A 12,396-nucleotide genomic window follows, 5' to 3' on the forward strand; every position below is an offset into this window, starting at 1 on the left:
TTTTCGAAAGGTGTTAGCGCGTTAGTCGCTCTGGATTCTCGGGGCGAGCATGTACGTCGTCTGCCCGTGGCCTTCTGCGAATCCGAAGTGGAGCTTGATGGGGAACTCCTCGCCCAGTTCCATCGTAACCTCGGCATCCTTCGGGATGGCCTTGTTCATGTCCTTCAGGTAGTCCAGGCTGAACAGCGAATCCGCGGGCGCAGCGGAACTGAGAGCCACGAGGTCGTCAGTCTCGAGTTTGAGGTCGACGTCGTCGGTGTCGCCTTCCGCGCTGAAGCTGAAGCTCTGTTCTACGTCGTCGACGGACAGGCGGATGTGGTCAGAGACCATGTCCGCGGCCTTCACACCGCGCGCGATCTGCGAGCCCTCGACGGTCACGTCGGCCGGGAGGTTGAGGTCGGGGATCTCCGGCTCCTGGCGGATGGAGTCGGGGTCGATGAGCGCCAGCGTGTACGAGAGGCCGTTGATCTCCACGTTGAGCTTGCGCGTCTCGTGGTCGTAGTCCAGGTGGACGAGGTCGCCGTTGTTCGCGAGGCCGATGACCTTCTCGAACCGATCCCACGAGATACCGAGGATGCCGACGTCGGTGTTGAGGCTCTCGAACGCGGGAGCGGAGAGGGTCAGGTCGACCATCCCCACGTTGGCGGGATCGACAGCGCGGATCTGGAGTCCCTCGGGGGACGTGCGGATCTTACACTCGTCCACGAGAACGCCGACGCTGTCGATTGCGTCTTTGAGGGTGGATGCTTCCACGATCGCGTCGAACTCCTGGGGCGGGGACTTCACGTCCTCGTCGACTCCAGAGAAGTCGCCATCGTCGGTCTGTGCGGGTTCGGGTTCGGCCTGGGTGTTGCTCATGTCGGATTCCTCGTTGGTCGAGCCGTCCTCGGTCGCCTCCTCGGTGGCCGCCTCCTCGGCATCCACGGACGGAGCCTCAGACTCGTCCTCGGAGAGGTCGTCGGGTTCGGCTTCGACTTCTGCTTCGGGTTCGTCGACGGTATCGCTTTCGGTCACCTCATCGCTAACAGCGGAACTGGCGGGGTTGGCGTCGGGCTCTACCGCAGCTGCGTCGGTGCTGGCTTCCTCGACCGGCTCGACGTCCTCGGCTTTGCCGGCCTCGGCGGGGCCCTCGCCTTCCGCGTCGGGTGCGTCTGAAGAGGATTCCTCGACATCCTCGACAGAGTCAGAGGACTGCGGCTCCGACTCGGGTTCGTCGACGGCAGACGCTTCAGCGACTTCTTCGTCGGCCGCGGCGGGCTCCTCAACAGCCTCGGGCTGGTTGTTCTCCACGTCGCCCGCGCTCGGTTCCGTCTGCGGCTTGTTCGTGATCACGATGCCGCCCGCGTCGTTGTCTTCGGTGTCGGTGCTTCCGTTCGACTGAGAGTCTGCTGCTTGGGACATTTTTTTGAGTACCTCTTTTCTACTGCTCCTCACCCCTCTCGGGAAATATAAAACAATCCTGAGGCGAGGCCGCGAACGAACTAGAAGAGCCTCCTGACGGCGGAGCTACCCTCTAGTCGGAATCGGTGGCTGTGTGTCTCTTTCCACACAACCACGATTCATCACCATCTCTCGGAGGGTAAAAACAATATCTCGGGGGTCTCTCTCAACTTAGATCGGCTAGAAGGCCGGGGGGCTTCCCGCGTTTACTTGGTCTCGTCGTAGAGTGTTTGGATCGTCGATTGGGATAGCTCTCGATCGTAGGCATACACGGCCCCGATACGCCCTTTCGTATCGTCACCGTGCCAGTGGGATTTCCCAAAGAACACATTGGTCGACGTGGCTGTGTTCAAAGACTGATTCCCACCTCCAGTGTTTGAATCTAAGGTCGCATCAACGTACAGCGAGTGGTCATGGACAGCTGACCCACCAGATGGGAAGACGACGGTGAGCAGATGCCATTGGCCGTCGATAACATCTACTGAGCCATATTTCTGTCCGCTAGCGTTTTCGACACGCAGGACATCGCCATTTGCGTCATCGATTCGGATATCATATTTGTTCCCAGTGGTGTTCGCCCCGTATGAGATGAGGCGGTGGTCTCGGGAGCTACCAGACTTGAACCAGATTGCCCAGGTCCGCGGGTGCGTCCCCGTTATTCCTGACCAGCCGTTGAGGACGATGTAGTCGTTGCCCCCGTCGAACTGGAGCACCGATCCGTCTCTTCCGCTGTCAGTGGCCCATGTAGCATTGTGGATCGATCCATCGTGTGACCCTTCGATATCGGTGATGGAATTTCCGGAGCCAGCATTGAGGTCCCAGTAGGAAACGAGCCCCTCGGTGGGGATGTTAGGACCGCCCCAGGGAAACACACTCCCAGAGTTGATCTCGATCTCGCTGTTCCCATCAATATCTGACTGCCAGTCGCGACCGCCGCCCCATCCTAATTCCTTAGTATTGGATTTCAGCCGCCTGTTGGTGGTGAAGCGGTGCGACTCGCCCGGCATTAATACGGGGTTCGTAACCCGTCTGGCGAACTGAGGTTACAGTCTAACCACTCGGTCACAGAGGCGCAGATTGACGGTTTGCGTGGGGTCTGGCACTCCCATGAGCTTCCATCATGTCGGAGCGTGTAGTACCGTCTGGGCTCCCGATAGTCGTTGTCGAACTTGACCGCGAGTCTGATGAGCATCTCGTTGAGGGCGGTGGACCCTAACGAGATGTCTGTAATTGTGACGCCGGCCTCCGACCGGCCGATCGCGTCGGAGAACCAGTGCGGTCTGTTCGGTGAATCTGATGGGGCGGATGGTTGTGCCATGAGTTGTCGGATGGCCTATACTGAACACCGCAGGGTGGCTATAAAAAGATTATCGCGGTGTCCGACAAAATCCTCATCGGGTTATTGGTATCTGTTCAGCATATCGAAGAAGAAGTCTGGCGGGTCGTTGTCGTCGGGGGCTTCCATGCCAGCTGCGAGACCGAGTTTGGTCCCGATCTGGAAAGTGCCGACGTAGTAGATGACCAAGAACAGCGGGATCATCCGGATCATCCCTAGGTCGATTGCTTTCAGTAGCACTGACGGAATGATGATGGCGAACCCGATGAATGCTCTCGGGAGAGGGCCGAGTTGGAATTCTGAAGCCGCCCACTGAACGCCAAAGCCGATCGCGGTAGACGCGATGAGGCTAATGATGACGATACTCCCGAATAGGATGATAGAGTAGGCTACCATGGGGTGTAGCTCGGAGTTCAAAGGCAGGTGTAATATCTGCTCCGGTCAGATTGACCGCTGTTAGAAGTAGGGGGCCAGCATCTCTGGGCCTTCCTCTGCGACGTCGACGTTCATCAACAAGAGCACCGACGCGGCGAAGAAGAACAGGAGGAAGATGCTCGCGGCGACCATCAGTGTGAGCTCCGTATCCAGCCGAGATTCGATAGTCCTCCGGGTGATGGGGAAGAGGAAGACACCGCCACAGAGTAGCAGGAGCCCACTCCCGACAGAGTGCATCGCGAGTATCCCCACGCCGTTCATAATGATGAGTAAGCCCATCAGATAGCCCACCCCCGACTTTACGCGGGGCATTAGCCCCTCTGTAGTGATTTCTGCGGCCATAGCATACGCACGTAGACAGAGCCTGCTCAAAAGACTACTGGCCCTCAGAATCGGTTTCGCTGATGGGAGAGGTGGACTCGATGTAGGGAGTCACCTCCGAGATGATGCTGTCCGTGTAAAAGGAGTTCACATGGTCGAGGTTCCAGAGTCCGGTTTTGTTGATCTCGGCCCGCGGTGAGTGGTGACCGAGCCAGTCGTCCTTTTTCAGATGGGGATTCGTTCGGCGTGCGTGAGAGACAAGCGCGATGAGGTTCTTCTCGAGGCGTGCCCGATCGCAGTCTGCGTGGGGCTTGCCAGGGATGTCAATCACAAGGAACGGGAGGTTTCGAATCCGCTCGGAGACCCGTAGTTCGAGTGGGTGTTCTTGGGCGCGAATCTCTGAGGTGGATATGTTGTCTGGGAGCTGACGGTGCGGAACGCCCCAGTGAGGGTATTTGTCTTCCAGGCCTTCGTCTTCGATGATCGCGTTTCCGATATGGAGTCTGAACACGGACCCTCGGCAGTTACCACCGTCTGCGTAGTTTCCACTGGTGGTTCCTCGGTGGGTGCGGAGTCGCTGCCAGAGCGAACTGGAACTTCCTTTGGAAACGCCGACAGTACCGATCCGAGTGATGTGCCACTCGCTAACCGGGTCGATCTCCGGGTCTGTGGATTCGTCGAAGAAGATGTAGATCCCACGGTGAGGCCAGTCCACCGTTCCATCGACATCTGAGAGGTAGAATGGGCCTCCTGTTTGCGTTTTTAGCACACCAAGTTTCCGGTAAAACTGCGCCAGTTTGTTTGGGCGATCAGGACTGGAGACGGTGGAAATGAATACGACCATGGTATCGTCTGTCGGTAGTAGCGCGTCTGGGTTCTATTCAAACCCTCTTCTCACCTTCTCTCGGAAGGCAAAAACGGATTTGAGCAGTATTTCTTGTCAAGCTTTACAATGCTGCGGCTCATATCTATTGACAAGATGGAAGACACCGAACCGGCCCCACCGGACGAGATCGCGCAGTACATCGTTGATGGACTCCGCCGCCAAGAAATCGATCAGTTAGAGCTAATCGAGGAGTACGCCCGCCAACTACGCGAATACCGGATCGGTCAACAGGACCAGATGATCGACGAGGATGACTTAGATGTCGATGAGTCAGACGAGGTCGTCGACGTCCAAGATAGCGACGAGGGGACGGTTGTTATTCGGCGGAACAACTGCGGTTCAGACTGTAAGGGTTGCCCGCACGGGCCGTACAAGTACATCGTCACACCGGACGGGAAGGGCGGTCAAAACTGGGACTACAAAGGCAAGGTCGAGGGGGAAGGATCGTAATATTTTCCAGTTGAAATGAGGGGGGTTACACAACCCCGGTAACTTCGAAATAGAGGAAGAGGAAGAGGACCGCGTTGTAGATGCCGTGTGCGAGAGAGGGAAGGATGAGGTTGTCTGTGGTCTCGTACAGCCAGCCAAGGATGAGTGAAAGAAAGAGAACGATCAGGAGTGTACTCGTTGCATCCGCTGCGCTTGCGGTTAGGTAAGCCGGGAAGTGAACCATCGCGAAGATGACGCTCGAAACGAGTATAGCATATTGCCGGTCGAACGATTGGTAGAGCGACCCCTGAACGAGCCCTCGGAAGATGAGTTCCTCACACGGGCCGATGATCAGAATCGAGATAGGGATGAGCGCGAGTAAGATCGTGGGGTCAGCGGGAGATTCTGAGGTCGTGAAGGCTTCGTAGATCTGGTGATCGGAGGTGCCTACGTTGAGAAGGCCAAGGAGGAATTCGAGTCCCATCGCACCGGCAAGTAGAACTACGACACCGCCGAGTACCAGCAGTATCTCCTTCGAGGTTGGTGTTCTGACTCTGAGGAACTGGTACCTGTGATCGGTGAATTGGAAAAACAGTGCCGTGGTAGTTATAGCTCCCATCAGCAGGCCGAGGTTACTCACGAAGAGCTCTTGCTCGAAGGGGACTGCGCCAGTTGTGAAGTAAAGCGCGCCCAAGAGGATACCCGACCAGATGCCGATGAGAAGGTATCCGCCGATACCGATACCCGTGGCTGAGATGAATGTACGGACCTGACTCATGTGTTGTAGTTATACCGTGGACAGTACGTGGTCATTAGTGCTTTGGTCAGATTCGCATTAGAGATACTCATCGAGCGTACACGCGGTTGTGTCCGCTGGAGTGTTGGTCTCTGGGGTGCTGGCAGGCCCGGTGCCGAGTTTCTCGATCACTCGTTCAACGATGTCGGTTGAGCGCGGTTCTGCTGTGAGCTTGTCTTCGAGGACCTGTTCGAGGTGTTTGCGCCGGATGTAGGCGTATTCCCCCGAGAGAATATCGGACGGGAGGTGATCGGTGATTTCGGAAACGAGCTCGTCATCGGCAGCGACGTAGCTCGGATCCTTCCGATTACAGGACCCGTCGTGAAGTGCTTCTGCTTCTGTGAGCCGACCGGGACAGACGTCGGACTCCGTGATACGGTGGTCAGCTCCGGAAGGATTGATGGGCTGGCCGCTCTCGGAGAGACAGAGGTTCCCGGCGATCGCGCCGCAATCCGGACAGTCCACATAGGCCGCAGGGTGGTGGAAGTAGGAGTTCCCACAGTGTTCACAGTGGGAGGAGTTGGGGTGAGGCTCGAAGTTGGTCCGGTTCTGCTTGTCGGTGATGTTCGGTGCCCCGTGTGGATCTTGGTAGAGTCCATCGACCTCACCATCACCGAGCGTGGCAACCTCGAGGTTCTCGTGGGGTTTCTCGTCGACTGCGATGATCCAGTCGTGGGGTTCCGGTGCGTGGTTCGTGATTGTGACGCCGCGACGGGTGTAGTCGTAATCCGCCCCGCTCATCAGCGTCGCTGTCTGCCCGATCTGAATCACACGCCCGCCGTTTCCTTTGACGAGGTTCGTAATGCTCCGCTTGAGGATCGTGTCGATGTGGGTGACTCCAGATTTCGAGCTGGCCTCTGCTTGCGGGCTTCGGATGTTGCGTTGGAAGGCCTCATACGGGATGTCGAGGACGACCGCGTCGAACTCGCCTGTTGCGAACGTGCTGTCGATGTTCCACGGGGCGACGACCACATCAGCGGAGAGGGAATCGGCGTCCGTATCGAAGTCGGCTGACGTGTAGGTACAGGTGGTACAGGTGTACTCATCGAGCGAGAACCGCGGGGTGTCCTGGTAGATATGGAGAACGCGATCGTCATCATCGAGCCACGATGTGATGGACGGTTTGAGCGCCTTGTTGAGTGAGCCGTTGCTGAGGGAGTGGCGGTATTCCATCTGGATGTTTTCACCGCCGTTTCCGCCCTTGGAGATGTTCGACCCGCGGATGTTCTCTGCGCCAGCGTTTGGGACGACGGATTGACTGACGGTAGTGGCTGAGGGGGACTGCCCTGGGGTGGTCGGCTTCCGGGCCACCGTCGCGAGGTAGTCGTTTTGCGCGCCCAGCTTGTTGAACAGAGCAACAGCCTCGGTCTCATAGCCGAGCGAGAGGGGCATCACCGACGTCGAGTATCCGAACTGGATGATGATCCCGCCGGGCTTCAGGATTCGATTGAACATCTCCATCACTTCGTCGTCATAGAAATAGAACTCGTCGCGGGCTAAATCCAGATCGTACTTCTTCACCGCCTGTCCCCACGTGTAGGGCGGGTCGTAGACGATCGCGTCGTAGGTCTCTGGTTCTACGTGGTCTTCGATGGTCCGAAAGTCGATGTGGAGGTCGGCGTCTGCGTCTTCATTGATGTCAAGACGTAGGACGTCACCCGGTACGTCTAATCTCGCAACGCCGGCACACGGGTTCAGGATGTGCTCTGCGTCTTGGAGATGTGATTCAGTCCACCAGCGGAGCTTCTCGCTTTGAAACGTTGACCCCTCGGTCGTGTCTGACCAGTACGAGAGAAGCGTGTTCGGGTGGCTTTCCTCGGTGGCGGTAGTGTGGGCTATGGTGCTCATGGGCTCTAATCCAAATTCCTCTCACTCCCCTATGGAGGCTATAAACAGCCGAATTCTAGCTCCCCCCACCCCCCGGTGGATTTAATTAGGGGTGCTGTGTAGATTTTCACCACGAGACGCACGAGCCATGTCAAGTCAAATACAGAGGTCCGCCATTAACGGGTATACGTTTGGGCGGGAACTCCCGGTGGATGAAGTAGAGAAAGGAAAGTCGATTCTGGTCAAAGGCCCTTCAGACCCCGAACGGAGAGATTTCGTCATAGATCTCCTCAAGTCGGATAACGGTATGCTGGCCGACCCGTCAGTTGTGGTTACGACCAACGAAGTCGGGAAGAACGTCGCCCAGCGGTACCACTCGCGATTAGAGGGAACCGACATCCACCCGCCTCTCGGCATCATCGATTGTATGCCGAGCCCCACACCGTACTCAGTGCGAGAAGCATCTGTCGTCCAGGTGGGCGGCCCCGGCGACCTGACTGGCGTCGGCGTGGAAGTCACGAAGATGATCGAGTCGATGAACAACCGTGGGTACGAGCGAGTCCGACTCGTTCTGGATTCGATCTGTCCAATGACCATGTACGCAGACATCGAGGTCCTGTTCCGGTTCCTCCAGACAATGGTCGGTTGTATTCAGGCAACGGACTCGGTCGGCGTCTTCACCATCGACCCGGACTCACACGACGAACAGACGCTCTCGATGATCACCTATCTGTTCGATTACGTCCTCGACGTGGACGGCTACAGTGGGTTCGGTGTCGTCGGGTCGACTGGTTTCGATTAATACACCGACAGGAGACTTGCGAGCTCGTCGAGTCGGCTTTCGAGTTGTGACGGGTCGTACACTGTTGTCGTCTGATCGTATTCTCTGAGTAGCGTTTCAGCTTGTTCCGGTGGGTGCCCCGGCTTACAGTCGGTCGCGATCGTCAGTGAGCAAACCGGGTCGTATGAAGCCGCAATCTCGCTAGCGACGGCGTCGATGTCCGATGGCTTGTCGTCGGTCATCGAGATGATTAGCGACTCACGCGGGCTCGAATCGGCCAGCGTCCGCGCCAACGAAAGTGCCTCCGCGAGTGGCGTCTTTCCGCCGGTCTCTGTTGAGAGGATCTGTTCGCTGGCGAACTCCGTTTCGACGGCTGGTGGCTTCACGAGGCGAACATCGTCGCGGTAGAAGTCGATGATGGCGACGTCGATATCCAAGGACTCACACGCAAGCGCGAAGCGAGCGACGCCGTTGGTCGCGACGGAGATCTTGCTTTCCGCCTCGTCGTCGTAGTAGCTCGGCCCCATCGACGCCGAGCGGTCGAGGATCAGCACTAAGAAGTAGTCCTTCTCATCGCCGGGGAGGGTTTCGGTGAACGTCCGCGGGTCGCCATACCCCAGTCGGTAGGCTGTCTTCACATTGATCGTGGAGCCCGATGAGAGGCCGTCACGGTGGTTCGTTTGTTGATCCAAGCGGAGTTCCTTTGCGAGCGTGCCGCCCACGAGTGCCGCAGACCCCTCGATCGTCGCCCAGTCGATGTCGGGTACATCCTGAGGATCCGGTTCGGGGAGGATGTCGAGGTCCTCAACGGCGGCGAACTGCCCAGCGCCCTCAACGGCGAGCTGGTCGTCGATAGCTTCGAGGTCGCGTTCGAGCGCGGTTTCATCTACGGTGGCGTCAGCTGCGGTCTCGGCGGCCTGTTGGCGATCGCTTTCGAAGTCGGCTGAGGAGAGTGATTCTGGCTCGTGAACCGGTGAGGGGACCTCCGGGGAGTCCTGTCCCTCCTCCTCGGTTGGGGGCTGGTTGCTGGTGGTGTCTGTATCGGGCGCAGTTGCCTCCTGTGCGGTTTCCACTTCGGGTGCCCCAGCGGCCGTGTCGGGGGCCGCCGGCTCGTCTCGCGAGGCCGTGGGGCCGGTGTCACCCCCGGTGTCGGTGTCCGGAGTTGTCTCCCCGTCGTCTCCATCGTCGTCCTGTCCGAAGTCCGTGAGCGATGCTTGTCCGCTAGTGGTCTGTTCGGGTGTGTCCGGAGTGTCTGTCTCGTCGTCGGTGGGGGTGTCCTCTCCCGTCGTCTCGGCGGGCTCTGAAGCCGGCGACTCCCCTGCGCGGCCGTCGGCGTCGTCTGAAGTGTCGGTCGTGCCGGTGTCGTCAGTGGTGTCGGTCGCGTCGGTCCCGTCTGAAGTGTCGGTCGAGTCTTCGTCCCCTTCGTCGACGCCGTCCGGATCCGGTTCGTTGCCGATGGTCGGATACTGGTCGACAGACTGCCGGCTGTCCCCGCTCTCGGTCGTTTCGAGCGAGGGGCCACCGTCGGAGCCGTCTTCGGGGGCGGTCTCTGTGTCGCCGTCTCCACCGGACTGTTGGGATTCGGGCTCGCCGGCTTCGTCGGAGTCGTTGGCGTCGGCGTCCCCCTCTGGGTCGTCCTGGTCGGCAAGCAGCGGTTTGAGGTCCTCGTTCCAGAATCGAATCGTCCGCTTAATCCGCTTGATCGAGGCCGCCTTATCGTGGTGGTGGATGGCGACGGTCGCGTCGGACCGCAACGAGAGGATGTCTGTGGCGAGTTGGTCGATGGCTGCGTCGATCTCGGTGAAGGCCTTGCGGTCGGCGTCGGTCGCGAATGTGAACTGGGTGTCCGTCTCGTCCAACAGGAGGTCCGTGACGCCTGAGTCGTAGATAAGCCGGTCGTGGAGGGCCTTGAGGAGGGCATCTCCAAAGGAGAACTCGTGGTCTTCGGGGTACTCGTCCGGTTTCTGCGTGAGCGCCTCGTTGATTAGCGTGAGCCGATTGGCCGACCGCTGAGAGAAGTCATCTCCCGTCATCGCTTCGTTTTCGATCGCGCCGTCCTCGGTGATGTTGATCAGCTCGTGGACGAACTCGCGGTGGGCAGGCTCGACTCGATCCTCCGTCAGTGACTGGAGCGCCCCAAAGGCTGTCTTCAGGATGTGGAGCGTCTCGTGGATTGCGAGACCGAACTGATACGCGCTGTCGGCAGTGAGCTGGTCGTTGAGACAGACGGACTCGAGTGGAGCGGCCCTCCCCGTGACGAGGACGAGGTAGTCGGCGTTGACGCTTTCGACAAGGTTGCTGGCCTCGCTTGGGGAGAACTCCGTCTGCTCGCCGTCGACGAGCGCCTCTGTGGAGGCTGGGACCACGGCCGCCGTGGCGACGTTCTCGGTGACCCGAACTTCCACACGAGAAGTGATGTGCGCCGGAAGCAGCCCGTGGACAAACTCGCGGAGGTGGGTGGTGCGACTCCCCGAACAGCGTGTCTGTTTCGGCTTGGGGGGTGTTAGCGTCGATGCTAGATTGCTTGTCCGGGAATGTTGAGATTGACTCATTGAATTCTATTGACACCTCTAGAGACTCTTCTACTACCAGTCGAGAGATACAAACAGGCTACCTACCGGTTAACGGCCTTTTTCAACAGTTCCTCAACTGCCTATTCTCGGTTGGTCTTGCGGTCGATGACGGGATCTCTCGTGAGGCACGAAGCATCCACGGTGAACATTTCGTTCATCTCGTCCCACTGAGTTGGCAGCCACCTGTGGTTGCCCATGCCCTCCTTCCAGTAGAACGTCTTGAACCCGAGGGAATCCGCCAACTTCGAGATGTCCACGGAGCGGCGGTTCAATTCGACCGTGCCAGTGTGTGTTTCGCTCTCTGTCACTGGTGAGATAGCGAATACGTATGGCTGGTTCGACACGTACAGGTTCGCATGTTGGTATTGGCCGAGACGTCCCCGCACCTCCGCTGCGGAGTTGAACACACATTTGATCCGATGGCCGGCATCACGAATATCCACCATCGGCTCTTCGAACTCTTCGCCTGTGGCGTCCCCAATATCGTAGCTCGACTTGGCGAAATATGGCACGAACGTCGCGACATGGTGGTTGTGGTCGAGGTCTTCTTCTTTGACCAGATGATGGATTTTGGATGTGCTGAACGTCTTTGTGCCTCCATTCGGGTAGGCGACAGTGAATTCGGTACCGATCGGTGACTCTACAACCGCCTTTTTCCCGTCGATGATCAGTTCATCGCCCGGACTGATGTTTTTGATGTCGTTGATACCCATTTTGAACAGTAGCAACTTCGCTCGGTGGTGCATTAACGGATTCTCCAAATCGCCATCTGTCGATTCGTACAAAGACTTATTACGGCTTATATAGATGGCTGGGGCACGTTCTGTGGCCTTCCAACCTCCTACTTCCGATTGGTCTTGCGGTCGACGATGATATCTTCACAGAGCATCGAGACGTCAATGATGAACATCTCGTTCATCTCGTCCCACTGAGTTGGCACCCACCTGTGGGTGCCCATGCCGTCTCTCTTAAAGAACTTGGTCAACTTGAGTTCATACGCCAGATTCGAGATGTCGAGACTGCGGTAGTTGAATTCGACTGAGCCAGAGTGAGTTTCGCTCTTAACCACTGGAGAAATGGCGAATACGTACGGCTGGTCGGAGACCAACAGATTCGCATGTTGGTATTGGTGGAGATGCCCCCGCTTCATCGCGGTGGCGTTGAACACACATTCGGCACCATGGAATTTGTTGTGAATGGCCACCATCGGTTCTTCGATTTCTTCGCTCGTGGTCTTGCCAAGATCGTGGCATCTCATGCCCAAATACGGTACGAACTTGGCGATGCGCCCCTCGCGGTTGAGATCCTCTTCTTTGATCAGGTTGTGGGCCTCATCACTGCTGATCGTCCTTGAGCCCCCAGTTTCGTAGGTGACACAGAATTCACCGCCGAGCGCCCAGTCTACTGTTGCCTCCCTCCCGTCGATATACAGTTCGTCGTCTGGTCCGATGTTTTCCACGTCGTGGGTGTCCATGCTCTCTGTCTACACCCGCGGGGTGTATGAATGGACTCTCCAATACAATCCCATTTCACTCGTGCAAAAGTATAATACACTGTGTGTCGACAGCGAGG

The 12,396-nt window shown here is 57.9% G+C and carries 12 protein-coding genes; 2 read left to right on the top strand and 10 right to left on the bottom strand.

Going from position 1 to position 12,396, the window contains the following annotated elements; genetic code table 11:
- Nucleotides 1–21: 21 nt before the first annotated feature.
- From NO887_RS09520 to NO887_RS09540, 5 genes are all read right to left on the bottom strand, one after another.
- Complete coding sequence (locus tag NO887_RS09520) at nt 22–786, bottom strand: DNA polymerase sliding clamp (protein ID WP_256418156.1); 765 nt, start codon at nt 784–786, stop codon at nt 22–24.
- Between the two features lie 860 nt (nt 787–1,646).
- Nucleotides 1,647–2,447 carry a LamG domain-containing protein gene (locus NO887_RS09525; RefSeq protein ID WP_256418091.1) on the bottom strand — a complete coding sequence of 267 codons (801 nt, stop codon included), beginning with the start codon at nt 2,445–2,447 and terminating at the stop codon, nt 1,647–1,649.
- Nucleotides 2,448–2,839: 392 nt separating this feature from the next.
- Nucleotides 2,840–3,172: a hypothetical protein gene (locus NO887_RS09530; protein WP_048076098.1), complete on the bottom strand. Its 333-nt coding sequence runs from the start codon at nt 3,170–3,172 to the stop codon at nt 2,840–2,842.
- A 60-nt stretch (nt 3,173–3,232) separates the two neighbouring features.
- Entirely contained in the window at nt 3,233–3,553 is a 321-nt protein-coding gene (locus NO887_RS09535; RefSeq protein ID WP_256418092.1) for a hypothetical protein, read from the bottom strand.
- 34 nt (nt 3,554–3,587) lie between these two features.
- Nucleotides 3,588–4,376, bottom strand: coding sequence for a GIY-YIG domain-containing protein (locus NO887_RS09540; protein WP_465261989.1), 789 nt, complete (start codon nt 4,374–4,376; stop codon nt 3,588–3,590).
- Nucleotides 4,377–4,511: 135 nt separating this feature from the next.
- On the opposite strand from NO887_RS09540, the gene NO887_RS09545 reads away from it, so the two are divergent.
- On the top strand, nt 4,512–4,868 hold the full coding sequence (locus tag NO887_RS09545) for a hypothetical protein (protein WP_256418093.1): 357 nt from the start codon (nt 4,512–4,514) through the stop codon (nt 4,866–4,868).
- A 25-nt stretch (nt 4,869–4,893) separates the two neighbouring features.
- On the opposite strand, the gene NO887_RS09550 is transcribed toward NO887_RS09545, so the two are convergent.
- A complete protein-coding gene (locus NO887_RS09550; RefSeq protein ID WP_256397214.1) occupies nt 4,894–5,625 on the bottom strand; it encodes a CPBP family intramembrane glutamic endopeptidase in 732 nt (243 codons plus the stop codon).
- Between the two features lie 57 nt (nt 5,626–5,682).
- Complete coding sequence (locus NO887_RS09555; protein WP_256397213.1) at nt 5,683–7,491, bottom strand: TRM11 family methyltransferase; 1,809 nt, start codon at nt 7,489–7,491, stop codon at nt 5,683–5,685.
- Nucleotides 7,492–7,618: 127 nt separating this feature from the next.
- Between NO887_RS09555 and NO887_RS09560 the strand changes: the two genes are divergently transcribed.
- Complete coding sequence (locus tag NO887_RS09560; protein ID WP_425492955.1) at nt 7,619–8,272, top strand: DUF7504 family protein; 654 nt, start codon at nt 7,619–7,621, stop codon at nt 8,270–8,272.
- Here the strand turns inward: NO887_RS09560 and NO887_RS09565 are convergent.
- The 3 genes from NO887_RS09565 to NO887_RS09575 form a co-directional block, all read right to left on the bottom strand.
- On the bottom strand, nt 8,269–10,656 hold the full coding sequence (locus tag NO887_RS09565) for a VWA domain-containing protein (protein ID WP_256418095.1): 2,388 nt from the start codon (nt 10,654–10,656) through the stop codon (nt 8,269–8,271). The two genes, NO887_RS09560 and NO887_RS09565, sit on opposite strands and share 4 nt — an antisense overlap.
- A 248-nt stretch (nt 10,657–10,904) precedes the next feature.
- The gene (locus NO887_RS09570) at nt 10,905–11,570 is read right to left on the bottom strand and encodes a hypothetical protein (protein ID WP_256397211.1); all 666 of its coding nucleotides are present in this window, start codon (nt 11,568–11,570) and stop codon (nt 10,905–10,907) included.
- Nucleotides 11,571–11,665: 95 nt separating this feature from the next.
- Nucleotides 11,666–12,298, bottom strand: coding sequence for a hypothetical protein (locus NO887_RS09575; protein WP_256397210.1), 633 nt, complete (start codon nt 12,296–12,298; stop codon nt 11,666–11,668).
- Nucleotides 12,299–12,396: the final 98 nt, after the last annotated feature.

Source organism: Halorubrum laminariae (assembly GCF_024494655.1).
Lineage (GTDB): Archaea > Halobacteriota > Halobacteria > Halobacteriales > Haloferacaceae > Halorubrum > Halorubrum laminariae.

Coding starts and splice junctions, on each gene's coding strand:
- NO887_RS09525 (WP_256418091.1), bottom strand. CDS start 2,447: ATGCCGGGCGAGTCGCACCGCTTCACCACCAACAGGCGGCTGAAATCC.
- NO887_RS09530 (WP_048076098.1), bottom strand. CDS start 3,172: ATGGTAGCCTACTCTATCATCCTATTCGGGAGTATCGTCATCATTAGC.
- NO887_RS09535 (WP_256418092.1), bottom strand. CDS start 3,553: ATGGCCGCAGAAATCACTACAGAGGGGCTAATGCCCCGCGTAAAGTCG.
- NO887_RS09540 (WP_465261989.1), bottom strand. CDS start 4,376: ATGGTCGTATTCATTTCCACCGTCTCCAGTCCTGATCGCCCAAACAAA.
- NO887_RS09545 (WP_256418093.1), top strand. CDS start 4,512: ATGGAAGACACCGAACCGGCCCCACCGGACGAGATCGCGCAGTACATC.
- NO887_RS09550 (WP_256397214.1), bottom strand. CDS start 5,625: ATGAGTCAGGTCCGTACATTCATCTCAGCCACGGGTATCGGTATCGGC.
- NO887_RS09555 (WP_256397213.1), bottom strand. CDS start 7,491: ATGAGCACCATAGCCCACACTACCGCCACCGAGGAAAGCCACCCGAAC.
- NO887_RS09560 (WP_425492955.1), top strand. CDS start 7,619: ATGTCAAGTCAAATACAGAGGTCCGCCATTAACGGGTATACGTTTGGG.
- NO887_RS09570 (WP_256397211.1), bottom strand. CDS start 11,570: ATGCACCACCGAGCGAAGTTGCTACTGTTCAAAATGGGTATCAACGAC.
- NO887_RS09575 (WP_256397210.1), bottom strand. CDS start 12,298: ATGGACACCCACGACGTGGAAAACATCGGACCAGACGACGAACTGTAT.